22 protein-coding genes are annotated in these 23,903 nt (G+C 40.8%); 15 read left to right on the top strand and 7 right to left on the bottom strand.

Annotated features, from left to right (window positions below; all coding sequences use genetic code 11):
• Nucleotides 1-23: 23 nt before the first annotated feature.
• The 4 genes from DW922_RS06750 to DW922_RS06730 form a co-directional block, all read right to left on the bottom strand.
• Nucleotides 24-314 (bottom strand): hypothetical protein, encoded by a 291-nt coding sequence (locus tag DW922_RS06750; RefSeq protein ID WP_118542802.1) that lies wholly within the window; start codon nucleotides 312-314, stop codon nucleotides 24-26.
• Between the two features lie 1,061 nt (nucleotides 315-1,375).
• Nucleotides 1,376-1,915, bottom strand: coding sequence for a hypothetical protein (locus DW922_RS06740; protein WP_118542803.1), 540 nt, complete (start codon nucleotides 1,913-1,915; stop codon nucleotides 1,376-1,378).
• Nucleotides 1,916-1,928: 13 nt separating this feature from the next.
• Complete coding sequence (locus DW922_RS06735; RefSeq protein ID WP_118542804.1) at nucleotides 1,929-2,249, bottom strand: hypothetical protein; 321 nt, start codon at nucleotides 2,247-2,249, stop codon at nucleotides 1,929-1,931.
• 517 nt (nucleotides 2,250-2,766) lie between these two features.
• On the bottom strand, nucleotides 2,767-3,627 hold the full coding sequence (locus tag DW922_RS06730; RefSeq protein WP_118542805.1) for a PD-(D/E)XK nuclease family transposase: 861 nt from the start codon (nucleotides 3,625-3,627) through the stop codon (nucleotides 2,767-2,769).
• A gap of 462 nt (nucleotides 3,628-4,089) precedes the next feature.
• Here DW922_RS06730 and DW922_RS06725 point away from each other — a divergent pair, with 462 nt between their 5' ends.
• The 11 genes from DW922_RS06725 (at nucleotide 4,090) to DW922_RS06670 (ending at nucleotide 17,466) form a co-directional block, all read left to right on the top strand.
• Entirely contained in the window at nucleotides 4,090-5,034 is a 945-nt protein-coding gene (locus DW922_RS06725) for a MerR family transcriptional regulator (protein WP_347560276.1), read from the top strand.
• Nucleotides 5,035-6,022: 988 nt separating this feature from the next.
• Nucleotides 6,023-7,165 carry a hypothetical protein gene (locus DW922_RS06715; protein ID WP_118542808.1) on the top strand — a complete coding sequence of 381 codons (1,143 nt, stop codon included), beginning with the start codon at nucleotides 6,023-6,025 and terminating at the stop codon, nucleotides 7,163-7,165.
• On the top strand, nucleotides 7,165-7,770 hold the full coding sequence (locus DW922_RS06710; protein ID WP_118542809.1) for a hypothetical protein: 606 nt from the start codon (nucleotides 7,165-7,167) through the stop codon (nucleotides 7,768-7,770). Before DW922_RS06715 ends, DW922_RS06710 begins: the two co-directional genes overlap by 1 nt.
• Nucleotides 7,771-7,784: 14 nt before the next feature.
• The gene (locus DW922_RS06705; protein ID WP_118542810.1) at nucleotides 7,785-7,973 is read left to right on the top strand and encodes a hypothetical protein; all 189 of its coding nucleotides are present in this window, start codon (nucleotides 7,785-7,787) and stop codon (nucleotides 7,971-7,973) included.
• 166 nt (nucleotides 7,974-8,139) lie between these two features.
• Nucleotides 8,140-9,303 carry a hypothetical protein gene (locus DW922_RS06700; protein WP_118542811.1) on the top strand — a complete coding sequence of 388 codons (1,164 nt, stop codon included), beginning with the start codon at nucleotides 8,140-8,142 and terminating at the stop codon, nucleotides 9,301-9,303.
• A gap of 477 nt (nucleotides 9,304-9,780) precedes the next feature.
• Nucleotides 9,781-11,949, top strand: a complete 2,169-nt coding sequence (locus DW922_RS06695) for a TraM recognition domain-containing protein (protein WP_182431699.1) — start codon at nucleotides 9,781-9,783, stop codon at nucleotides 11,947-11,949.
• Nucleotides 11,927-12,817: a hypothetical protein gene (locus DW922_RS06690; protein ID WP_147353369.1), complete on the top strand. Its 891-nt coding sequence runs from the start codon at nucleotides 11,927-11,929 to the stop codon at nucleotides 12,815-12,817. The genes DW922_RS06695 and DW922_RS06690 overlap by 23 nt, the downstream gene beginning before the upstream one ends.
• A gap of 430 nt (nucleotides 12,818-13,247) precedes the next feature.
• Nucleotides 13,248-13,505, top strand: a complete 258-nt coding sequence (locus DW922_RS06685; protein WP_147353368.1) for a hypothetical protein — start codon at nucleotides 13,248-13,250, stop codon at nucleotides 13,503-13,505.
• 170 nt (nucleotides 13,506-13,675) lie between these two features.
• Nucleotides 13,676-14,239: an alkyl hydroperoxide reductase subunit C gene (gene ahpC / locus DW922_RS06680; protein ID WP_118542815.1), complete on the top strand. Its 564-nt coding sequence runs from the start codon at nucleotides 13,676-13,678 to the stop codon at nucleotides 14,237-14,239.
• Nucleotides 14,239-15,861 carry an FAD-dependent oxidoreductase gene (locus DW922_RS06675; protein WP_118542816.1) on the top strand — a complete coding sequence of 541 codons (1,623 nt, stop codon included), beginning with the start codon at nucleotides 14,239-14,241 and terminating at the stop codon, nucleotides 15,859-15,861. Before ahpC ends, DW922_RS06675 begins: the two co-directional genes overlap by 1 nt.
• Before the next feature lie 306 nt (nucleotides 15,862-16,167).
• A complete protein-coding gene (locus DW922_RS06670; RefSeq protein WP_182431700.1) occupies nucleotides 16,168-17,466 on the top strand; it encodes a DUF3854 domain-containing protein in 1,299 nt (432 codons plus the stop codon).
• A 72-nt stretch (nucleotides 17,467-17,538) separates the two neighbouring features.
• Here DW922_RS06670 and DW922_RS06665 read toward each other — a convergent pair whose 3' ends face one another.
• The gene (locus tag DW922_RS06665; RefSeq protein WP_118542818.1) at nucleotides 17,539-17,940 is read right to left on the bottom strand and encodes a hypothetical protein; all 402 of its coding nucleotides are present in this window, start codon (nucleotides 17,938-17,940) and stop codon (nucleotides 17,539-17,541) included.
• A 101-nt stretch (nucleotides 17,941-18,041) separates the two neighbouring features.
• Here DW922_RS06665 and DW922_RS06660 point away from each other — a divergent pair, with 101 nt between their 5' ends.
• The 4 genes from DW922_RS06660 (at nucleotide 18,042) to DW922_RS06645 (ending at nucleotide 21,052) form a co-directional block, all read left to right on the top strand.
• Nucleotides 18,042-18,245 carry a helix-turn-helix domain-containing protein gene (locus tag DW922_RS06660; RefSeq protein ID WP_118542819.1) on the top strand — a complete coding sequence of 68 codons (204 nt, stop codon included), beginning with the start codon at nucleotides 18,042-18,044 and terminating at the stop codon, nucleotides 18,243-18,245.
• Between the two features lie 309 nt (nucleotides 18,246-18,554).
• Nucleotides 18,555-19,295 (top strand): metallophosphoesterase, encoded by a 741-nt coding sequence (locus DW922_RS06655; RefSeq protein ID WP_118542820.1) that lies wholly within the window; start codon nucleotides 18,555-18,557, stop codon nucleotides 19,293-19,295.
• A gap of 456 nt (nucleotides 19,296-19,751) precedes the next feature.
• Nucleotides 19,752-20,594, top strand: a complete 843-nt coding sequence (locus DW922_RS06650) for a hypothetical protein (RefSeq protein WP_118542821.1) — start codon at nucleotides 19,752-19,754, stop codon at nucleotides 20,592-20,594.
• 20 nt (nucleotides 20,595-20,614) lie between these two features.
• Nucleotides 20,615-21,052, top strand: a complete 438-nt coding sequence (locus DW922_RS06645) for a DUF1810 domain-containing protein (RefSeq protein ID WP_118542822.1) — start codon at nucleotides 20,615-20,617, stop codon at nucleotides 21,050-21,052.
• Between the two features lie 388 nt (nucleotides 21,053-21,440).
• Here DW922_RS06645 and DW922_RS06635 read toward each other — a convergent pair whose 3' ends face one another.
• Both DW922_RS06635 and DW922_RS06630 read right to left on the bottom strand, forming a co-directional pair.
• Complete coding sequence (locus DW922_RS06635; protein WP_118542824.1) at nucleotides 21,441-21,941, bottom strand: hypothetical protein; 501 nt, start codon at nucleotides 21,939-21,941, stop codon at nucleotides 21,441-21,443.
• Nucleotides 21,942-21,967: 26 nt separating this feature from the next.
• On the bottom strand, nucleotides 21,968-23,359 hold the full coding sequence (locus DW922_RS06630) for a hypothetical protein (RefSeq protein WP_118542825.1): 1,392 nt from the start codon (nucleotides 23,357-23,359) through the stop codon (nucleotides 21,968-21,970).
• Nucleotides 23,360-23,903: the final 544 nt, after the last annotated feature.

Below are 23,903 nucleotides of genomic sequence, written 5' to 3'. Positions count from 1 at the left end.
AATATTTTAAAATGCTGTATTGTTTACTCTCTAGGTGTGCCCCTCCAGTCGATTTTTTGACCGCATCCATGACAATAATTCGCCAGTCTCGCTGCATTTGGTCCCCATCCCAAACGGGTACCACAACTGGAACATGTATACAGCGTACCTTTTTTTACATTATGCAAGGCTCCAAGTGGATGAGCCTCTATTCCCTTTTTGAGTGCTCTCTTTGCAACTTCCAGCGCTCCGTAAACTTTCTTTACTTCATCCTCTGTTCCATTTATTTTAACATTCATTTTCTGTATTACCTGTAATGCCTCATCTTCCATCATCTGACATACACCTCCGTATTTCGTTTTACAAAAAAATCCATTCATCCTCCTCACTTTCTCTGTAATATTTTATATAAACAGGGAAAGTCTCTCCGTAGACATTCCCCTGATCATATCAATCTCAGGGCAATGCCCACTCATTTTAAATTATTCTACTCCTGCCACTAGTGCCAAAGCCACGCTCCAGACACTTCCTGATCCAAACGATCTGTTTTCGATAACCAATAATGTACAATATTATCTTACCATAATTAAAACAACGTCTCAAGATTCCTCCGATATTTGGCCATTACTCTGTACTTTGTATCAACCTGCTATAAGTATGGATATGGGTAATTGAATTAAACAGCTTTTTCGTTGAAGAGTTCGTCCAGATAAATATAATTAACAGACGCCGCTGGGAGATCGAAGAAAACTTCCGGATCATAAAAACAGAATTCGAAGCAAGACCTGTTTTTGTAAGACGGGAAGACAGCATAAAAGCACACTTTCTGACCTGTTACATCAGCCTTCTGGTGTACCGCCTGCTGGAAAAGAAGCTTGGAGAAGAATTCACTTGCAGCGAAATTTTGAAGGCACTCCGGGAAATGAATATAACTCTGCTGTCCAAAGACAGCGGCTACATTCCTTCCTACAAACGCACGAAACTAACAGATGCCCTGCACACAGCCTTCGGTTTCCGAACGGATTATGAATTCATCTCGAAGGCAGATATGCGGACAATCATCAAAGAAACGAAGCAGAAAAAATAGCACAATTTCAAAAATAGTACATATCAATGCAAAAACGAAAACAGCCACGCCCCTGATAAACACTGGGGCTATGGCTGTTTTTGGCTTTATAAAATGTCAAAGATGGGATTATAACAAAGCAATTCTAAGATTGCAATATCGAAACTGGCAACACACCCGCTGCATATCCTGATAACTTATTAACCCCCGCTTCAATTTCTGAATAATTGAAGCGGGGGCTTTTGATGATCCTGACTCGTGGAATATGTTGCACTGGCATCTGAAATTTCATGCAGCCCTGCCCTCTCTTCCTGCCAGAATCGGTCGTAGCTATTGAAAATCTATATGTCCCCAATCAATGCATCCGTCTACCTGGTTTTCCAGAAGGTAACGTATCAGTTTCACGCAGGTTTCCCGCGGGTCAGCATCGATCTCATCATGAACATCCATCAGGTAATCTTCATACCAGTCATAAGGATAAATGTCCCCATAAGTTTCTCTGTAGTCTTCTTCTGGATCTTCGTCATACACCTCTTCCGGATCGTGATCAAACGTAACCGCAATATGCTCAAGCTCATTTATATCTGTCTCGTGGTCGTAGAGGTAGTAAAGGAATGAATCACTACCGCCCATTCCGCTATAGGCCCGCGAAAACCATTCGCCTGCAAGTTCCTCCTCATCTGATCCATTTCTGTGCCATCCACTTAAATCACCAACAAACGCTTCCAGAAGCTGCACCGGATGCTTAAAACCGGCTTTAAAGGTATAATGCAGCAGAGCATGATACTGCTCATCTGTAAGCTTTGGGCTTATATCTCTGTCTGCTTTTGTCGCAAGATCGGACGCTCTCTGTTCTCTGTCTAATATCATTTTATCTCTCCCTTTAGGCATAATATTTTATAATGCTGTATTGTTTATTCTCTAGGTGTCCCCTTCCAGTCGATTTTTGGCCGCATCCATGACAATAATTCGCCAATCTCGCTGCATTTGGCCCCCAGCCCAAACGGGTACCACAATTGGAGCATGTATACAGCGTACCTTTTTTTACATCATGCAAGGCTCCAAGTGGATGAACCTCTATTCCCTTTTTGAGTGCTCTCTTTGCAACTTCCATGGCTTCGTGAAATTTCTTTACTTCGTCCTCTGTTCCATTTATTTTAACATTCATTTTCTGAATTACCTGTAATGCCTCATTTTCCATCATCTGACATACACCTCCGTATCTCATTTTACAAAATTGTCTGTAAACTACATATGATTCTCACTCAATTATCCATTTTAATAGCAAACATTTATCTTGTTAATCAAGTATATTTCTATATTATTCCTGGCCATATCCTCATTCTTTATGTCAACCATTTTTGCTAAATATACCATAGATCGCTTCGCAATTGTCGAATGCTTTATATCTTTGTGATTGGTATATTGTCAAAAACAAAGTACTCCCTTTTTTAAGGGGGCATATGTTGCAATTTAATTATAACTAACTGGTGCGAAAAAAGGAAGTCGCAAAAGTAAAACGTTATACTTAATATTAATTCACCAAAATCACCGCAACACCCCGTTGCAATAAGTCTGACGGAATTTTGGTTCCACTTATTTTGTGGAAAATGTGGATGTGCATTTATTTGGTAAGGAACAAAATAAGAGCCCCCTCTCGGAAGCCCTTAGAGAAATATCTTTTAATGTATTGTTTCTGCATAAGGAGCGTTTTGGCAGCTCTACAACTTTAATGCATTATAAATATCATTAACGTTATAATCCGGAGCAAAGTCAGGAGCTACATTCATAATTTTTTGAATCAAAGGAACGTCTTGCTCAACAAGATCATTTGCAACTTCCTCTGCGGAAGAAAATTTCTGCATTTTTACACAGACTTGCTTAATTAACTGCATAATTCTGCCTTTTTCAATGCCTTCCTCATGTGCCTGATTTCTCATTATTTCCATCTCACGACACATAATCTCCACTCCTCTCTCATCTTCTTTAAAATACCGGACACGATCTGCAAGAACCTTGTTGTACATATCCTTTGCATCTGTACAACTAAAATCATGCATCAATCGTCCAAGTTTTGTTTCATCCTTAATCTGGGAATTTACATATATAATATGTTCCTCATCCTCAAATAATTTTCCAGTTTCCCTTACTACCCGGTCTATATGATAGATCGGGAGTCCCGCCTTCATGACATCATTTTCTGTAATAAAGATCACGAAAGTCTCATTCAGATCCTCATACTGATCACCTGGTTCGGTGACATTCGCATCGATCAGTGCACTGTTGTATCGGGCTCTCTTAGCGCCGGCACCTCTGTCACTCCGTTGAACCTCTACATTAAATACGCGATTGTGACTATCGACTGCAAGAATGTCCAGCTTTACGGATCGTCCCTGCAAATTCTTAATACCACGCTGGCTGTGTGCTTCCAGAACACGGATACCTTCATCGTTCAGGATTATCCGCAGTAACAGTTCCGCACACGAGATATCTTCAAATACTTTAGTCATGAAGTCATCGTCCAATAAGCGGAAACCTCTAAGTCTTTGCAGATCTTCCTGATGTTTCTTCTCAAAATCCATTCATCTTCCTCACTTTCTCTGTAATGTTTTATATAAACAGGGAAAGTCTCTCCATAGACAATGCCCTGATCATATCGACCTCAGGGCAATGCCCACTCATTTTAAATTATTCTATTCCTGCCATTAATGCCAGAGCCACGCTCCAGCCACTTCCTGATCCAAACGACCTGTTTTTGAAAGTTAATAATGTACAATGTTATCTTACCATAATATAAACAAAGTCTCAAGATTTCCTCCGGTATTTCGTCATTACTCCGCACCTTGTATCAACCTACTATAAGTATGGATATGGGTAGTGGCATGATACTGCGATTTCTCCATTGAAGAATTCATCCCACCAGTACTTAATTTGTTGATTTTTGTATTCTGCTTTAGTATAATAATAATAATTTCACATGTGTTTTTACTATTTTTAGTAATAATAAACTGTGTTATTATGAAAGAGGTGATATTTTGGAGTTCATGAAATATAACTTTATGGGTAATAAAGCAGATGAAAATGTTCCTGATCAGGACTTAAGCAACACCACAGGATCGAGTTTTGATGATGTTAAAACTGAAACTGCGGAGTCTGATACTCAGGATAATTCTTCTTCTGTTTACTCTGACGACACTTCAACTGATACTGAACAAAGTAGTCATAATGGCTCTGTTATAAATGAACAAGGCGAACATAATGGTCCTATTGTAAGTGATATAGATGGCTTATATACGTATGGCCAGCTAGCCAAATTGTTAAATAAACCAGAGAATAATCTGCGATACTTAATCAATACTTTCCGCGATTATATTCATCCTGTTGCCGTTACAACTTCCGCAAATGCTAAACGTGCAAATTTCAAATATTCAGAATCTGATTATGCTACCCTTAAGCAAATTCTTGCTTATAAAGAAAAGGGAATTCAGAATGCTGAAATCATGAAGCTTTTAGAAAACGGGCCGGCTGATGATAACAACGATAATGAGGATGATCAGATTGATATTATAGGAAAGCGAATCCTGGCTTTATATAAGAATAAACTTTCAGAACGTGATCAACAAATTATTAATGAATTTAATTTGGTTAATGCCAGAAATCAAAAAGCTATAGAAAATCTGCTCCAAAAAGTTAGCGATGTTTATTTAGAGCAAAGGGAGTTTTATGAATCTGCACTCTCCGAGACAAAAAAACAGAATGAGATTTTAAAAGGACAAAATGACAAGCTGCAAAAACAGTTAACTGATGCACAAAATATTATATCGTCTTCAAAAGAAGTATATGAACTCAACAACCAAGTTATCAGCGATGCTCAAGAAATCATATTGAAACAATCCGAATATATCGAAAAATTAAAGGATGAGCTTTCACATGATGGTGAACAAACTTCAGAAAAGAAAGGGTTTTTTTCAAGATTATTTGGACTTTAATTTGATACCATCTTACAAATTTATATCCTATACCTAGAAAAGCAATCATACTTAATGATTGCTTTTTCTTTTATTTACTTGATTACCCCACTCTCCTACTCTCATCTTAATTTTCTATTATTCTTTAATTCCAGTTCGAATCTCTTTAAATTACACAGATATATGTTTGCTATTTATTCAGCAATCAGGCCTTTTGCTATGATAATAATAATTTATTTTTACCTTTTTGTATGTATAGAATATTTATTATTACTAAATATGATAATAATGTTATTACTATATTTGATAATGATAAATATATTTATCATTCATTTTCATTTTAATATAGTAGTGATGATGTTATTATTACTATATTGTTTCTTGAATTGTATTCTTATTATCAAAATTGATAATTCATTTACTATATTTTTCTATGGCGGTTTTCTTCTCATATTTATTATTATCATTTTTATGAATTGATTTATTTTAAATATGATAAATTTCTATTTATCGATCATGAGATACTTCATTCAGTAAGTACATCTTCGAACTTGTTTAATTAGTAAAATTCTCTTTGTGAATTCATCAAATTTATTTTTATGTTTTATCAGCAGTGGGAGAGTAGTAACGCCATCAAAGCGCAATCATTATGCCATTATCACGCAATTATTATGCCATTTACCAAAATCAAGGTTATAGCGCGCCATTTATATGCCATCATCGCGACATTATATCGCCATTTCAGTGCAACTATAGTGCCACTAATACGCAATTCTTGCGCCATTTATTTAGATCAATCCTATTTCAAGAAGATAATAATATTGACATTTCCGTAAATACACAGTATTATAATGGTAACGTCATTATTATTTTTGATAATAATAAATTGGCTTAGTAGTTCTACAGCATCGAAAACATAAGATATAATAATAAAATTGATGTTAATTAAAAAGAAAGGGAAAGCTGCCATCTATGTAATAAAAAGAGAGGGTGAGCAGCAGGAAAAAGAATGGACCAGAAATTATATTTGAGTGTTGACTGCGGATTTGATAAATTTAAGTGCTGTATCGGCGACTATTTACTCGCCTTTTCATCTAAAATGATTGATGTCACCAATTCTATTAATGCTTTATCAGTAGCAGATGGCGACAACACCTACATAGAATACAAGGGATCTGTATACATGTTCGGTGACAGTATCGATCAAATCATCAGTATGAAATCCAATTTAAAAATGTATGCTGAAGAACTTGATAGTAACCGAAACAAACAACGTTTTAAAGACAGAACTTTCCATATTAGTTTACTCGCAGCAATCGGATACTCGATAGTAGCATATGATACCGTCTATAATCCTGAAAAAGATGTTGACAAACATCTTTTTAGAAACCTCAGTAACTTGCAGTATTTTATCGGTATTGGTTTGCCTTATGGCAGCATGAATGAATGGCCACAGATCAAGGAATTTTTGAAGCAGCGCCATCATTTCAAAATCCGCCGTGGTAGCAAATCCTGTACTTTTGATTTTGACCTGGATCTTTCAAACGCGAATTTCTTATGTAACGCACAGGTAATCACAGCTTTTCTTTTCCAAGGTGCATCATCAGACGGTAATTTAACTATTGATAAGAAGGCCTTACCGTGTATCATGATGGATGCTGGATATAAAACAGTTGGATTATTTGAACTGGCAAAGAATCTGTCGATCAATCCAGAAACCGCGTTCAGTGATACAGATCATGCAATGTACAACATTGATAAGTATGTTGAAGAGAAGGTAAAAGATGCTGGAAGAGAGGACTTTAGTTATCTTCAGGTACAGTATCATGCCAGAGGCGAAGGTAATCCAGCAGTTCGTAAGAACACAACCGTGATCAATGTAAAGGATATCTACGAAAAAGTTTTGGCAGAAGAAGCTATCAAACTGTGTAGCCTATTAGAAGGAAAATATTCATTGGATGACGTTGAAAATATGTTCATAACCGGCGGCACCGGAATCGCATATTATCCTCACATAAAAAAATACATGGCTGAACATCATGGACTTACAAAAGTGGTTTTAACAAATCGTGCTGATGATGGATCCGAAATTTCTCCAATGTACGCTATTGTAATCGGACTGCATAAACAGCTCAAAAACAGGTACAAATAATGGCTAGCTACATTCAAATCAACATCAATACAGCTAATGCGCCACATTTCGCTACGTGGTATCATAACCGCAGCGGTCAAGCAATGTCATTCTTGACCGCTGCCGTACTAAATTACGCAATCAAGCGGCAATTTCTCTTAATCGGCTACGCACCGAAAGACATTTCCCTTGAAGAGCTTCCAAAAGTATTTCAGATCCGCATTAAAGGCAATGAATCACTTGTCAAATGGGAAAACGATTTAAAAATGGCAAGCCTCAATAAACGCCGAACGATTGAGTATATATTGGAACAATCCATCAGTACAGATACGCCCATCCGTTATACACAAGCAGAAATGGATATGAAAATAGCCGAGCTTACTTTCGGATCAACAGCCCGAGAAGAGAAGAGTAGTGTGGCACTTTCATATGTACCGGTGGTAAACGAAAATCCTACTGATAATAGTTCCAATGAAGCGATAACGAAATCAACATCTTCCATGAAACAGGATACCTCAAAAGTTGTTTCTGAAAATAAGGATACCGAAACCGCTTCAAGTAGAACTACCGAGGAAAATAATTCCGATAATATATTCATGAACAGTGCATTTGCTGGCCTAGAATAAAAAGGATGATGACCATGCATATAACAAAGAAAAAACGAGATGCAATTGTCAAACTGCACCGTCAGGGCGAGTCGATCGAACTTCTGACCGCCATTAGCGGTCTCAACCGAACCACCATTACATCCATTATCAAAAAAGATGATAGTGAAAAGCTTTTTCGCGAATTCAATATGGTAAGTGAAAAATTATCGTTTGAGCGTTGATAAGTATTTCTGATCAGGTAAGAATTTACAAAGCTCATCTGATGTGATAAAATACCTATTACAAAACCCGCTTTCCGGCATAACATAATCAATCTGCAGAATTGCTGCAGCCGATTATGTTATGTTTTTTTGTGCCCAAAATTTGAATTTGTGAAAGGATTTTAAGATGATAAAAATGAAATCAGTTCCCATTATTTTCCTCATATTCATGTTCATCATATTGACGATCCCAGCATATGCCGCTGACACCAAAAAGATCACCAGCGTAAACATCCAGAGAATTTATAAAGCAAAGGAGGGCGAAATCAATCCAGATCAAGTATCTTTTAAGCCCGGCCGTTCCGAGTATACCATCACTTATCAGGGAATGTATGATGCCAGCGATTTACCAATCGGTTCTTATATGGACTATAAGATTACCCTTAATGCTAAAAAAGGGTATGATTTCGAATGGTTAAAAGAGCGAAATTGTCTTTCAGATTCCGGGACAATACAGGGACTCTCTATATCTGAAGATTACTCATCCTGCAGTTTTACCCTTCATGCCTATCCGCTTCCAATGGTTTTAAATCAGCCACAGCAACTCCGCTGGAAAGGGACGGACGCAGAATGGGATCCTGTTGAGCATGCCGACTCATATCATGTGACTATATACACCATCGAAAAGGACGGCCGTCTTACCCAACGTGGAAAAGAACTTACATGCAGCACAACCTCTATCAACACCAGAGAAATTCTATATTCAAAACCAGGAGATTATATTTTTAAAGTCGAAGCTGCCAGCGACCAAACGTACCTGTATACCAGTAAAAAAGCAGAGCTGGCTTATAATCATTCAAAATATCTATCTTCTGAAGATATCGGCTATTATACAGGATACTGGCAGAAGAAAAATGGTTCGCAACTCTATAAACTTACTTCCACCGAACGCGCTGAATATGATAGCGAATACCTTATAAGTGGCCGATACCTCATAAACGGAGACTATTACACTTTTAACGAAAGCGGCGAGCTGCTGACTGGATGGCAATCATTCAATGAACAATGGACATATCACGATGAAAACAGCGGAAGAGCAGTTCGCGGGTGGTATTCAAAAGCAGGCAAAAAATACTTCTTTGATCCCACGTCATCCATTATGACCACCGGCTGGCGGACGATCGATCATCAAAGATATTATTTCGATCAGTCTGGAGCCATGGTCACGGGCTGGCAAAAAATTCACGGAAAGATATATCTGTTCCATAAAAACGGATCTCTAAACCTTAACACGGTAGTGATCCAAGGGAAAACCTATAGTTTTCAATCCGATGGCAGTCTCATTCAGTAACCAGTAACATATTTTCAATGAAAAGGCAGGAATGCATTTATGCTCAGTTTGATTTTAAAAATACTACGCGATAAAGTAGGAGAGTTGTACAATTCCATCAATCGAAAGATGCAGCCCTTACCATTTGGGGATGATCAGGACTATATCCTTGATTCCGACACCGTAACTGTATCCGATTTCTGGAAGGATTTTAAAAAGTATAGCCAGAGCCCTGCTCTGATCGGTGTATTTTATGTATTTTTACTTCTCAACATAATAATAAATTTATTTATTATTATCATGTCCATTTCTAATCTTTCCAATCACTGCTTAAGAAATCATTTATTATCGCTCGTAATGGCACTTTTCTGGCTATTTGTGCCTCCGATTATCTGGATGTATTCTACCAGATACGTTTTTTGGAACTACCATCTGTATAAATATGGTAGTCTCATCCTCCTAGCATTGAATGATCTAATAATCATCCAGAAGTTCATAATGAGCAGCTTTTATCCGTCCTTGATCCATTTTCTCTCAATTATTCCGGTGGGAGAGTACATTGGTAAGGACATGATCATGCAGCTGGGCGTTTTCTTATTTGCCGGACTTCCGCCTCTGATCCCCATCTATATCGGATGCAAGTTATATGGCACATTCTCTTCGGACCTAGTCCTGGATGAAATCGATCGCTTTAAACTCGATCAGTACATAGATTTCCGGAAATCCAAAGAATTTGCTTATGATTTTAAAGCAGTCCGCTATCTTTCAACGGGATCCCAGTTTGTTGTAAAAGAGTTGGACCGATTTTTGCATATGTACTGTGACGGTACAACCGGCACCGCAAAAACATCCAGTGTGCTCACGGTTGCCATTGCGGACGACCTTGATCAGAAAGTATATAACGAGGATTATCAGAAAAAAGCCTGCTACAAAGCCCTGAAAGAGGGGAAATTACGGATTTGCGCCCCATTCAATGGAACTGATTTTTCCATCAATTACTTTGAGCCGATACTTTTAGAAAATCCAAACGCAGACAAACAGATTGAAAAAGAAAATGCCAGCAGAAGAGAGTTGTACCGGCATCTCAAGTTTGACTCTCAATCCGCTGGCATCACCGTGGTTGCGCCCAATGCGGCATGGGCGGATCAGTGCTACCATATGGCCAAAAACCGCAAACTGAAGATCCATAGGATTGACCCGATTTTAAAAGACAGAAAACACAAAGAAGGTTTCACCGGCTTCAATCCTTTTAAAATCGATCCCGCACTGACCGGAAAGGAGCTGGCAACCACCATCACGGCCCAGGCCTCCAATTTCGCTACCGTAGTCCAGTCCATTTATGACCAGTCAGGCGTATCCGATCCTTATTTTTCGAGTCTCAACGAAACAGTAACTGTCAGCATAGCAGAACTATTAATGCTGACTTACCATCTGGTGCACCCCGGACAGGTTCCCAAAGCATCCGATGTGCAGAACCTGATCAACGACTGTAGTCGCTGCCGCCCATATCTGGATGCACTTATTAAGCACTATTCCGTTCACAGCGTCAGAGACAGCGGAAATGACCGCACAGAACAGGTTGCTGAAGTTGTGGATGTAGGGCAGTGGCAGCAGGTATACACCACTATCAACAATGACCTTCTGGGCGAAAATAAAGCAAATATGTACGATCGCTGCAATGGTCTGCGAAACCTGATCAACAATTTCCTAAATGATCCTCTGGTCCGCGATGTTTTTGAAGCAGAAGAGACCGTTGATATTGATAAAGCCCTGGAGTACGGTGAGATCATCATATTAAATTATGCCCTTGAGCGAGGCGATTCTGTGGCAACCGGTTTTGGCCTGTTTTTCCTGCTTTCCTATGAAACGGCCGTCCTCAGGCGTCCTGGATCAGAAAATGACCGTATCAAAAATTTTATTTACATCGATGAGCTTCCTGTGCTCCTGCATCCGAAACTGCAAAGTTTCTTCACACTGTTCCGCCAGTACCGGGTTGCTGTCATCTGTGCCATCCAGACACTGGATCAGGTAAAGAAGATACAGCTTGACAGCATCATGCTCGGTAACTGCGCACACCAGATCATATTTGGACGCGTAAGCACCACGGAAATGGATATCTTTTCCAAAATGGCTGGCGAGACCCTGGAACACGTCACACAGGAAACTGTTACGGAAACAGCAATCACCGCAGAGCTACCGGCTTACTCATATTCCAGGCGCTCTACACCTACCTTATCCGAACGTTTTTCTGGCACGGTATTCCGGTATTTGGGCTTTCAGGAAGTTATATTCTTTTCCGTAAACAATTCTTCACCCATTTATCCCTTTAGGGGAAAAGTGAATTTTCTGCCCAAACCGAGAGAGAAGAGCGCCCCAAGACTAAAGATCGAATGGGAGCCATTCATGCCAGGACCGTTGCATCCATCCGTTTTTGAAAAACGATTCAGCGTTGCCCACATATCATCAAACGGGTATTTTTCTTCAGGCAAACCAGGAAATTATTTCCTCGCAGGAAATAAAAAATCCATTCCAGAACCCCAGGTCCAGACGGATCTGACCACAGAAACAACTGAAGCTGTCTCAGATGCAGAAGATCAAACGCCAGTAGAGCCGACCCATATCATAACCCCCACGGAACACACCGATGGCATCTTCTTCGGTGAATGAAAATGAAAGGAACGCGAATACCACCGCATATACCATGTCCTATTCCCCATTTCGATTTGATAGCACCACAACCATTAAATCCATTCAGGTCCCTAGATCATCAGGAGCATGGCAATCCATCACAAAAAATGAATTGTCTGATCTGGAACTGCTCATCCTATCCATAGTCTATGAGCTGCAGTATTGTACCGCATCTCAGGTAAGAGATTTTCTATTGTTTTGTGGGTGTGAAAACAGATTCAAGCGTTTTTCCGACGGAAACGGTAATCCCTATCGAAACCCCATCCATGCTCTGATACGCAAAGGATTGTTGATCCCACTTTCCATATTTCGCGGCGGAACAGCAAGCGGACCGTCTATCCTGCAGTTAAGCTCATTTACAAATAAATTAATGGAATTATTATTCCCGCATCCCAGAATTTTTGATCATTTTCCAAACCGTACTGCAAATGATCCATCCACAATTTTAACAGTTCTGGTCCGCAATAGCGCCTGCATCAATATTCTGAGAAGCAATCACCAGATATTCCTTGCGCAGGCCATTGAGAATGCCCCATCTATTCCCCATATCTGCCTTAAGACGCGTTTGCAGGGGCAGATCTTAGTATTTCCCTACCGTTCAAATAAAAAGGCATTAAAAGCGGAACTGGATCGTCAAAATGCCACTTCCTATCAGACATGCATAGTGATCGCCGAAACTTTAGATGATGCAAGGAAATTGAACCACTTTCTGGACACCAGCCATTTTAAAACACCTTTACTCTTTAGCACCGATGCTTCGCTGAAGAACCCAGAAATTCCACTTCTTAAACACTTATACCAATTCACGAATGGGCATATGGAGTGCCTGGCACTTTCTGATACCTAAGAAAGATCGAAGCTTAAATCAGTAACCGTTTCAATACCACAGGAGGACAAAAATTACGATGTATTTGATATGTTTCTTACTTTTCTTGTTTCTTGCAACGCTTCTTTTCTGCATTGTACAGAACAAATCCCCATATGACCAGGCTATTGATGATTTAGCACAGGAAACCGTTCTAACGCAGTATTGTACCCATCGCAATACTAAATATCGCTGATTCCTTCTGTTTTCGTCCATGCACGGCAATGTGGTGATAGACGATGAAGGCCTGGTGTTCTTCACAGTGTTTAATGCCTCTTTTTTGTATTGATGCAACTCGCAAATAATGATAGAATTGGTGAAGCAGGATCATGCCTGACAAATGGCCCACCACTGCGTGTATCATTCGGAGCATGATCTTTTCTGGAATACTGGCCTTAAGAAGGATATGAATATGAAAATGACCTTAAGAAGTCCCAGAGCCGGCGTTGTGGTAGAGCGGTTCGGGGACAAAAGAAAGTATCTATACAAAATTGTTGAGAACAACCCACTGTGCTTAATCAAACCCTGCACAACCTTACTTCCCCTGGCAGAAATAAGTGCTGATGCAAAGATCATCGGCCCGGACGGGCAGCCTGTCCCTGCAACCGGCGAATACTATATCACTGCAGAAACCATGGATCCGTACCATATCGTAACAGATTGGTTTTAGGAGCTGCAGGTAAAAGACATATAAGCCCAATGGACTTTGTATGTCTTTTTTGTTTCTGATTGCCATAAGATTGATGCCTTTCTCTATGCAAACGTCATTGTTGCAGCGCGGTCTCCGCATAACTTGATGTGCTTCTGGGAACCATTACTCCATAAAGGAGGACTGCGAAGATGTCAATGATCAACAAAGAAATAAATGATTTTTCTGTTCAGGCTTATCAGAATGGTGAATTTAAAACCATAACCAAAAACGATATCATGAAAGAATGGAGTCTCTTTTTCTTCTATCCGGCAGACTTTACCTTTGTATGCCCTACGGAGCTGGAAGATCTTCAGAACAAATATCCAGAGTTTCTAAAAGCAGGATGCGAAGTTTATTCGGTCTCTACAGATTCTCATTTCGTACACAAAGCATGGCACGATCACTCTGAGCGAATTGGTAAGATCGCATACCCAATGCTGGCCGATCCCGCTCATGTATTATGTAAGGACTTTGGGGTATTGATTGAGTCCGATGGAATGGCCGAGAGAGGAAGCTTCATCGTAAATCCAGAGGGAAAAATCGTTGTATACGAAATAAATGCGGGCAATGTTGGCCGTAATGCGGATGAACTGTTTCGCCGCCTTCAGGCATGCCAGTTCGTAGCAGAACATGGCGATCAAGTATGCCCGGCCAAATGGCAACCTGGTGCAGAAACCTTAAAACCAAGCCTTGATCTGGTAGGTATGCTCTGATGGAAAAGGAAAATTTCTATGATGTAGTAGTGATCGGCGGAGGGCCGGCCGGACTGACCGCCGCATTATATCTTGCACGTGCCCGCTATCGTGTCCTTATCCTTGAAAAAGAGAAATTCGGCGGCCAGGTCACCATCACTGATGAAGTGGTAAATTATCCAGGCATTGAGAAAACCAGCGGGAGAGCACTGACAGAAACCATGCGCAGACAGGCCGAGTTTTTTGGAGCTGAATTTCTATTAAGGGAAGTTACTGCGCTAAAAAAAGAAGAAACTGCATCCGGAGCAGAACTCTGGGAAAGCACTACAGACAAGGACAGCTTCCAAAGCTTTGGAATTCTGCTTGCAACAGGCGCCCATCCAAGAATGATCGGCTTTCCAGGTGAGGCAGAGTTCCGCGGTCATGGAGTAGCTTACTGTGCAACCTGTGACGGAGAATTCTTCTACGGGAAAGAAATCTTTGTAATCGGCGGAGGATTTGCAGCGGCAGAAGAGAGTGTATTCCTCACCAAATTCGCAAGCCATGTGACCATTTTGATCCGAGACGATGATTTTTCCTGCGCAAAAGCTGTTGCAGAAGCAGCCAAAAATCATCCTAAGATTACCGTCCTGACAAATACCGAAGTTATTTGTGTTGAGGGTGACCACATGCTGCGCAGGATCTGCTACAGAAATAGAAATACCGGAAAGGAAACTCTCTTTGATTCTGCAAATGACACGTTCGGAGTGTTTGTATTTGCAGGTTATGAGCCAAACACATCACTGGTAAAAGAACTGGTAAATCTGGATCCCCATGGATATGTGATAACCGATAAGAGCCGGCAGACCAGCTGCCAAGGAATTTATGCAGCCGGTGATGTGTGCCAGAAAAATCTGCGCCAGGTAGTAACGGCAGTGGGAGATGGTGCTACCGCCGCTACGGAGCTGGAAAAATATGCGGCTGCCATGCAGGGAAGAACCGGTATCCATGCAAAACAGGCGGTTAAAAAAGGTGCCGCGCCAGATGTAAAATCCTCAAATAGTTTTTTCTCACAGGATATCATAAACCAGTTAAATACGGTATTTGCCAAAATGGAACGGAAATTGCAGCTTGAGCTGCATCTGGATTCCCGGCCCGTGAGCCAGGAATTAGAAAATTATATGACAGAACTGGCAAAATATACAGATAAGTTGACTGTGCACGAACGCGTCCCTTCTGCAGAGACCGGTGCTTCGCTTCCTTTTGTGGATGTATTAACCGAAAGCGGAGAGCAGACAGGGCTGGCTTTTCACGGCGTCCCTGGAGGGCATGAATTTACGTCCTTTATTCTGGGATTATATAATGCTGCAGGGCCTGGGCAGCCACTTGATCCTGTAATAAGAGAAAAAATACTGGCAATCCAGCATAACGTTCATCTGCAGGTCCTGGTATCACTTTCCTGTACCATGTGCCCGGATCTTGTGACGGCCGCACAGAGGATTGCTTCCCTAAACCCTCTCGTAACGGCTGAAGTATATGATATTGCCCATTTTCCAGATTTAAAAGAAAAATATCATGTTATGAGCGTTCCCTGTCTGATTATCAATCAGGATAAAACCTCATTTGGCAAAAAGAACATCCAACAGATATTGGAATTAATCTGACTGGTCTGCATCTCTTAACCTTCCCATGAGTGTTTAACTTGCAGTCCTTTCAAAGGCTTTCCCTTCGCCGAACAGGGTTTCAGCGCTGTTGACAAGCATTTGTGAAGCAGATATAATAAAACGGTACTCATTTTTTTCAAATATAATTCGCTATGTGAAAGGCATACGATCTCATCCGGGATTGATATGCCCTTTTTTATGCGAAAATGATGCCGACAGGCAATCATATGCGTCAGCAGGACTGACATACTCCGCTACATGGCGGTAAAAAGCAAACAAATATCATATTTACAGGAGGAGAAGAACATGAGCGATGCATGGAAAGGGGTAAGCAGGGCCAGAAAATGCCCCATTTGTCAGCATGAAGACTGGTGTGGCTATTGGACACCGGAAGATTACGGTGGTGAGCTCATCTGCTGCCAGCGTGATAAAGAAAAGTGCAATATGATCGGTTCCGATGGCCAGGAATATGTGTTCATCGGAAGCGCAAAAGGTTCCGGCAGTTCCATCTATGAAGAACGCACTCAGTACGAACTGCTCCGGAAAAAGAAAACCGGAATGAATTATTCGCATATTTCAAAACCACAAAAAAGGGAACTGAAACCGGTTGATCAGATTGTGCCCAAAAACAATGAAAACTGCAGCAGTATTTACACCTATATGCAAAATCTTCTGATCCTTGACCCGGCACACAAGGCTTATCTTCATAGCCAGGGTTGGACGGATGAACTGATTGAAAAGCATCATATTGTATCATTTCCAGAAGAGGACAGCCTGCGGGTAAAGTACCATAACCGATACCGCACCAGAAATATAACCAGAGCCAGGCTTGCAGATCTAATTCTACAGAAATTTGGATCAAATTCACTCGAAGGAATTCCCGGGGCGTATTTAAAAGGAGAGCAGTGGACCTTTGCCGGCCCAAGTGGACTGGTATTTCCGATGTATGACCTCGATGGGAACACCTTTCGTCTTCGGATCCGGAAAGATTTTTCTGACATTGATGCAACCGTGATCACTTCCGGCCAGGATCGTTTCTACTATGCCGAAGGTAAAAAATATTTCATCAGCATGAAGGGAGTTTACTTTGTAACCCCTGGAGGAGAGAAAGAATTTCTCCCGCAAAAAGGAAAATACAGAACCCTGGCTTCCTACTATCAGGATTCTCAGGCTGCAACACGTGGAATATTGGCCAACATCTATAAAAAGGGCTGCGCGGCTGCAAACCAATGCAGTTTTTACGGCCTTCCTTTTGCCAAAACATCCTCCCTTTGGTACATCACGGAGGGTGAGCCAAAAGGACTATTTGCATCCAACGCCTTATCGACTCCGGTGGTAACTCTTCCCGGGGTCAATTCCTATTCTCTTATTTTAGATGACGGTGTCCTTTCTCAAATGAAAGAACTGGGAATGAAAATGGTTGTTGTTGCATTTGATGCAGACAAGCTTCATAATGAGCGGGTTTTATCGTGCGAAAAATCACTGGCAGACGGACTAAAAACCGCTGGCATCCCAGTCGTAATTGCAAACTGGAAAGAAGAAAATGGAAAAGGTATTGATGATCTTCTGGCATCCGGGGGAGCACCTCAATACTGCATTTATTAAGAGAATTCAATGAAAGGTCCATCTCATTAGTGTTTTGCTAATAGGATGAACCTTTTCTCATCCATTCAATTCTTAATCTTCTTCAGGAATACCATATATGAGAGTAAGTTCCACCTCATCAGCTCCAGACCACTTGTTTACAGCAATGTGGTCTGCGAATGCTATTGCCATGTGCATTTGTTTCTGGTTTGCAGTGATATCAACGCCATACTTGCTCCTTAATGTTACTGTCATACCGCCACACGCATCCTGATCAATTTTAAGGCAGCATCCGGAAACAGCAGCAAATTCATTAAGAATCGGGAAAAGAGCCTCATTAAACCATTTTTTAAATTTCATGACCTTTTTCTCTTCTTTTTCCTCTTTTATTTTTTCAATAGCTTCCTTGGCAAATACCGCTTCCTCATAAGACAGCCCATCCACCGCATCATACAAATCATTCGATGTTTCATTACTATAGTCAAATTCCTGCATATTCTCTTACCTCCTTCTAACCAGTATACAACATTGTGCATATATGCACAATGTTGATTTATCCGTAATTCAGCTATGATTGTTCTTAGGAGGACTTTTCAATGGTTGATTACAGCCCGTTATGGGACACGATGCAGAAACGCAAAATTACACAGTATACTCTGTTGAAGGATAAGGTCCTTGACAATCATACGCTTGACCGGCTCAAAAAAGGCCAAAATATAACCTTGGTAACATTAGAACGCATATGCAAATATCTGTCCTGCACGCCCAACGATGTCGTATCATTTACAGATGATGCATGAAAAATCTGCCACTTTCTTTGGAAGTTTACGTTTACGCTGTAAATGTAAACTTTTTTATTTCTAAACTTTGATGCAGACAACAAAGTAATTTTAGCGGGTATGTCTGTTATGGGCATATCCTCTTTTTGTTTTGCCAATCAGCCTCCTGGCCTAAGCCGGCCAGATGTAGGTGAATGCAAATCGAATTGACACTCCCGAAGCAACCCATTATACTAAAAATATCGTTGAGCATCCTCCCCATATAACATCGCAGTTTGTATTGTCCGGCCTGCTCAGCAAACATTCATTTTAAATGGAGACTCAGAAAACATGGCACTATATGCTCTGGGAGATATGCATCTGGCCTTTTCCGTAGACAAACCTATGGATAGATTCGGGAAAGTCTGGAAAAAGCATGAAGAAAAACTCGAAAAGAATTGCAGAAAACTGATTGGAAATGAAGATACATTTGTCATCACTGGAGATCATTGCTGGGGCAAAAATCTGTCCGAAGCAAAAACAGATCTTGCTTTTATCGCAGATCTTCCCGGAAATAAGATTTTGCTGCGGGGAAATCACGATATGTTTTGGGATGCCAAGAAAACTGCAGTTCTAAATCAAGAATATGAACCACAGCTGCATTTCCTGCAGAATAATCACTATCATTACCAGGATTATGCCCTTGTAGGAACAAAAGGATATACCTTTGAGGGACCATTCTACATCAATTCAAAAGGGCAGATTGTCGGATGGGATGAAGCCAATGAGAAACAGGCCAAAAAGCTGGTAGCGCGGGAAGCGGAACGATTGCGGATTTCTTTTGAAAGCGCCAGAGAGGCCGGCTTCCGTAAATATATTATGTTTCTCCACTATCCGCCAACAAATATCGTGGAAGAGGAGAGTATCTTCACGCGGATGGCCGAAGAGTACGGAGTGGAGCATGTTGTATATTCCCACTGCCACGGAGAGTCCCGTTACGGCGACAGTATCCACGGAGTTCACCATGGGATCCGGTATCACCTGGTTTCTGGAGACTACCTCAATTTTAAGCCTGAAAAGATCCTGGATTAGATCTTCCACTGGAACGGTAGAATAGCATTATTTATGGAATTTTTCTTTCTATATGCTATAATCGTTGCTCATCTCCATAAAAGTTTACGTTTACGACGTAAACGTAAACTTTTTGTTCTAAAATGCCTAAACAACTCCAAATCAAAAATATTTGCCGTACTTGTCTGCTGAATTATCACATGTGGGAATCAGTGACCACGTGCACTTTAAATTCAACATATATCGTGAAATTCATTGTGTATTCGCCTAATTGCAAAGTAAAATTGATGCTGCATGATATAGCCTTGGGCAAAAATGTCCAGGGCTATTTTTATTTACATTTCTCGCAATAAAAAGTTTACGTTTTTCACTAAAAATAAACTTTCTATTGTTATGTGGCCTGTATGATGCTATAATACAATTAAAGTAAACGTATATAATGTAAACGTAAACATTTATATCAATCAGGAGCATCCCATGGAAGAAATCAAAGAAAAATCTGCCAAAAAGCCGGTCAGCATGCGCTTGACCGCAACAGCATCGGAACGGCTGATGCACATCATTGATCTGTATAAAAATCTGGAAGACCCAAAAGGCGAGCAGCAGGAGAATGCTATTCTGCGCATTCTTGATATTGCAGAGTCCGACAATATCAGAGGGACACATCCTGAGTTAGAAGGCCCCTTACTGGCAGTTGAAGCCACGATCTCTACATTAATTAAACAACTTAATGGTATAGCAGTCGGCCAGGATGCCAAAATTTCTAGGCTTCAGGAAGCATTAAATGCTGCGATTACAGAAAAAGAACAGGCTATTGCAAAGGCCCAAATTGATATGGATAGGGCCCAGCAAAATACTGATTTGGCTAACAGACTCCAAAAAGAGGCCATGGATACGATGAATAAAGCAGAGGAGGATGCCGCTGCCCAGATTGAAGCCATAAAAAAAGAAACCACTGCTCAAATTGAAAAAGTAATGAGTGAAAAAGAGCATGCATGCCGTGAGCGTGATGATGCCCGCACGATTGCCAATGAAAAAACTGCCAGCAATGATCTTCTTCTCAAAAAAATGACTGGTATGGAAGCCGATCTGGAAAAATACAAGGATTTACAGGAGCAGTACAAAGAGCTCCAGGACAAATTTTCAGCCCTACAGTCTCAGTTAAATGAAAGCAAATTGCGTGCGGAAATTGATAAAGAGCGCGCCGTCATGGATAAAGAGCGTGAAATGCAGGAGCGTATCAGAGAAGCGGATAGAGAAAATGCAAAGCTGCAGGCAAAAATTGAACAACTGTCACCTGCAGAAGCCTCGCCAAAGTAAATATTTTTAAGGAGCCATTCATGAAAAAATCATTAGATCGTTTCCTAATAGCACAGCAGAATTACTATCATGACGCTTATGAGGAATTAAAGGTAGGTAAAAAGAGAAGCCATTGGATGTGGTTCATATTCCCCCAGATTCGTGGTCTCGGATACAGTAATATGGCGATATACTATGCCATTGAAAGTCGTGAGGAAGCTGAAAACTATATTACGGATCCAACCCTCGGCCATAATCTGATTGAAATATCCACTGTCCTGCTGGAAATTAAAGACAACGATGCAAAGAAAGTAATGGGTGAACCAGATGATAGAAAGCTCCAGTCCTGTATGACCCTATTTGATACTGTAGCTCCGGAAATTGATGTATTTGAAAAAGTACTCAAAAAATTTTTCGGTGGAGAAAGAGATAATAGGACCCTGGAAATTCTGCAGAGTTGTGATCATAGGAATGAATAACTGAGTCAATCAACATATAAAAGCACATTTTCATTCTTGCATAAGCAAAGGCTACCGCCTAACAAATACCAGGACGGCAGCCTTTGCGATTATTCCTAGAAGCCCACTTTTTATCATTTATTGAATTTTCTTTTCTCAATGTAATAACACAAACTTATTAGGTAACCAACCACTCCAAAGGAGAAACACTTCATTATTCCGTATGGGAGTCGTCTCAAAAGATACGTCGGAATTTCAGATAATCTGAAAAAGGTGAAATGCCCCGTCATAAATATCATAAATAGATATAGCAACATTCCACATAGAAATCCCTTAGCTGCACTCTTCAATTTCTTATTACAAGAAATCATCTTAACTGCCTCCCTTCAAATTTGAAGTTGCTGAGGTTTCAGTTAAGTTCATTTCCTTCAGCATCAATAAAAACGTACTCCGATGGGACAGATGAACAATAGAACACATACGGATAGGCATCTTTTTCTATCATTTCTTCATGTGTACCTGCTTCATCCGTAATTTTTACAGAAACACAATTTGGATTGTTCACAATAAAGGCATACCCACGATTCCAGTTCAAAACAGCAATATCCATGAAAGGAGACATCGGTTTGTATGTCCGAACATAAGCATATTCTGCTTCTCCTTTGATTTCTACTTCCATAGGAAGGTAGTAATGCGTCTGATATTGATTGCCAGAAATAAACCAAACGAGTGCCGTATCATCTACGGTACACATACCTCCATACTGCATATCAATCGTATCCGCATCGGAAACTGGAATTTCTTCTCTGGCTTTTTCTATCAGTTCATCCGTACCTTTATATGTCTTTGTACAGCCTGAAATAGAAAAACATAATATGCAAGTCAGTAAAATGCATGTGATTCTTTTCATAAAAAACACCTCTGCAACTCCCTATTTTACATTCCTAAGCCGACAGAATTCTCACGTTCTCCCTCCGGTAACACCTGCAGCGCATCCTGCACAGTACTGAACACACGCTCATTCAGCCAGCCTCCCTGTTTTCTGTTCTGGGCCGCAGATATCACTGGGTACTGCCAGATGGTCTTTTGATGGGTGTAATTGAGCCAGGAATCAATCCACCAGTCACTTTCCTTTGCCTTGATTTCGTAAGCCACGTATCCGCGGCAGTTTTCCCCGCGATGTGGCATGGAAAATTCTGCAAAAATGCTGGCATACTGCTGGCTTCCGTAAAATGGAAAATTCTGGTTGGTATCGTATGCTTCATTTTGTAAAGACGCATACTCTGCGGTGTAAGAAGTCCCATCCTTATCGTAAAGGACCTGGCCGGTAAGTTCTCCCTGGGCAGTCCAACCGCCGTTCAATTCCTGGTATGCAGGATTGATCTGCACTGCCTCTGTCCCGCGAAAGCCCGAATTTCCGTTCCATAAGAAATGATGGATTACCTTCCACTGCCCTTCCTGTTCCAGTTCCACTGCCACGCCGTCAAGCTGCAGCCGCTCATCCCCGTCCCGCAGCAAATCATCGCTTTGATTCAGCAAAATCTGTCTGGCATTTTTGCATGCCAGAATATCTTCTTCCTTTAAATCATGCAAAATCTCTTCCGGAAAACCCAGGGATAACAGATGTGCTTTGATTTCTTCACTCGCCGAATCCTGCGTTTCTTTTGCAGTTGTCCACGCCATGTGATAGGAACCAAAACATGTATAGCCGATGAGCAGGCCTGCCGCAGTCAGAATTGCTGCTCCCGCTGCGTATCTTCCATCTGAAATCCGCACCGGATGCTCTTCCAGTACATATTCGGCCTGTTCCAGTTTTTCTGCTATATTCTTTAACTCCACAAGGATTCCAATATATGCGGCAACGATCGCCAGGCCAAGAATCCAGCCCTCATATTCCCGAACCGCAAGCACGGTCACCACCACATACCAGATGATGATATGGAGCACGACCTCATTTTTTATTTCCGCCTTACGCTTTTCCAGTTCCTCACGCATACCAAGGAAGAGACAAACCATCAGAAAAACCGGCAAAATTCCGCCACAGAAAACAATCACTTTCCATACATATGAAACATAAATTTTCTCCCGTTCGAGCACACTTCCAATCACAATGTTCACGATGGTAATCACAACTTTGAGCGCGGCGCCTGCGTATCCGGCTTTCAGCCAGCGGTTTTCCAGTCTCAGTTTTCGGAATCCCGTAAACAGCAAAAGGGCACCAAGGAAGGGAAGAATCTGATTGAGAAAGAGAAAATTCAATGTAATCCCAAAGAGACCCATTCCAATCAGAATCTTCTCATATGTCTGTTTCCAGAAACTCTCTTCCATGTAATCGCCCCTTTTTCAAATTATTTGTTATAAATATGGTAGCACAAAAGTGAACCTTTATCTTTAATTCTCCATTACAAAACTATTAATTATAACAAACGATAACCAGATATTCATACAGCGATAAACGGGCATTCATAGGAATATTGACTTTTCGATGAAAATATAATAAAATGTAGGCAGCTAAGAAATGTGATGATTTCCCATGCGGCAAAACGAAAACCCCAGAGGGTGCCTCCTCTGGGGTTTTCTTGTTCATTACGGCGAACCGACCGTTTAGGCTGTTGCTGCCTATTTATCTCTGTCCAGCCATTTGCATATGTAGTAGCTAACTACACCTGCTAAAACAGAGACAAAAAATGTGATGATAAAATCTCCCATCCGACTCACCTCCTTTCTGCTGGAGGTTCGGCAGCCTTTTTAGCATAGCACATTTCTTCCCATTAATCTACATAAGTTGTCATACCATCATCTGATAATCCTTGATTTGCCCCAAATCCAATGGTAAAATACTCATAGATTCTTTCATTTCAACAACATTTGT

This window comes from Clostridium sp. AM42-4 (assembly GCF_003480105.1).
GTDB lineage: Bacteria > Bacillota > Clostridia > Lachnospirales > Lachnospiraceae > Brotaphodocola.
This window is presented reverse-complemented; position numbering and strand designations above follow the sequence as displayed.

Excerpts from the sequence above, each read along its gene's own strand:
- DW922_RS06695 (WP_182431699.1), top strand. The coding sequence starts at position 9,781 with ATGAGCAGCTTTTATCCGTCCTTGATCCATTTTCTCTCAATTATTCCG.
- DW922_RS06715 (WP_118542808.1), top strand. The coding sequence starts at position 6,023 with ATGGACCAGAAATTATATTTGAGTGTTGACTGCGGATTTGATAAATTT.
- DW922_RS06740 (WP_118542803.1), bottom strand. The coding sequence starts at position 1,915 with ATGATATTAGACAGAGAACAGAGAGCGTCCGATCTTGCGACAAAAGCA.
- DW922_RS06645 (WP_118542822.1), top strand. The coding sequence starts at position 20,615 with ATGAAAAAATCATTAGATCGTTTCCTAATAGCACAGCAGAATTACTAT.
- DW922_RS06655 (WP_118542820.1), top strand. The coding sequence starts at position 18,555 with ATGGCACTATATGCTCTGGGAGATATGCATCTGGCCTTTTCCGTAGAC.
- DW922_RS06735 (WP_118542804.1), bottom strand. The coding sequence starts at position 2,249 with ATGATGGAAAATGAGGCATTACAGGTAATTCAGAAAATGAATGTTAAA.
- DW922_RS06710 (WP_118542809.1), top strand. The coding sequence starts at position 7,165 with ATGGCTAGCTACATTCAAATCAACATCAATACAGCTAATGCGCCACAT.
- DW922_RS06660 (WP_118542819.1), top strand. The coding sequence starts at position 18,042 with ATGGTTGATTACAGCCCGTTATGGGACACGATGCAGAAACGCAAAATT.
- DW922_RS06665 (WP_118542818.1), bottom strand. The coding sequence starts at position 17,940 with ATGCAGGAATTTGACTATAGTAATGAAACATCGAATGATTTGTATGAT.
- DW922_RS06675 (WP_118542816.1), top strand. The coding sequence starts at position 14,239 with ATGGAAAAGGAAAATTTCTATGATGTAGTAGTGATCGGCGGAGGGCCG.
- ahpC (WP_118542815.1), top strand. The coding sequence starts at position 13,676 with ATGTCAATGATCAACAAAGAAATAAATGATTTTTCTGTTCAGGCTTAT.
- DW922_RS06670 (WP_182431700.1), top strand. The coding sequence starts at position 16,168 with ATGAGCGATGCATGGAAAGGGGTAAGCAGGGCCAGAAAATGCCCCATT.
- DW922_RS06685 (WP_147353368.1), top strand. The coding sequence starts at position 13,248 with ATGAAAATGACCTTAAGAAGTCCCAGAGCCGGCGTTGTGGTAGAGCGG.
- DW922_RS06725 (WP_347560276.1), top strand. The coding sequence starts at position 4,090 with ATGAAATATAACTTTATGGGTAATAAAGCAGATGAAAATGTTCCTGAT.
- DW922_RS06705 (WP_118542810.1), top strand. The coding sequence starts at position 7,785 with ATGCATATAACAAAGAAAAAACGAGATGCAATTGTCAAACTGCACCGT.
- DW922_RS06630 (WP_118542825.1), bottom strand. The coding sequence starts at position 23,359 with ATGGAAGAGAGTTTCTGGAAACAGACATATGAGAAGATTCTGATTGGA.
- DW922_RS06750 (WP_118542802.1), bottom strand. The coding sequence starts at position 314 with ATGATGGAAGATGAGGCATTACAGGTAATACAGAAAATGAATGTTAAA.
- DW922_RS06635 (WP_118542824.1), bottom strand. The coding sequence starts at position 21,941 with ATGAAAAGAATCACATGCATTTTACTGACTTGCATATTATGTTTTTCT.
- DW922_RS06690 (WP_147353369.1), top strand. The coding sequence starts at position 11,927 with ATGGCATCTTCTTCGGTGAATGAAAATGAAAGGAACGCGAATACCACC.
- DW922_RS06650 (WP_118542821.1), top strand. The coding sequence starts at position 19,752 with ATGGAAGAAATCAAAGAAAAATCTGCCAAAAAGCCGGTCAGCATGCGC.
- DW922_RS06730 (WP_118542805.1), bottom strand. The coding sequence starts at position 3,627 with ATGGATTTTGAGAAGAAACATCAGGAAGATCTGCAAAGACTTAGAGGT.
- DW922_RS06700 (WP_118542811.1), top strand. The coding sequence starts at position 8,140 with ATGATAAAAATGAAATCAGTTCCCATTATTTTCCTCATATTCATGTTC.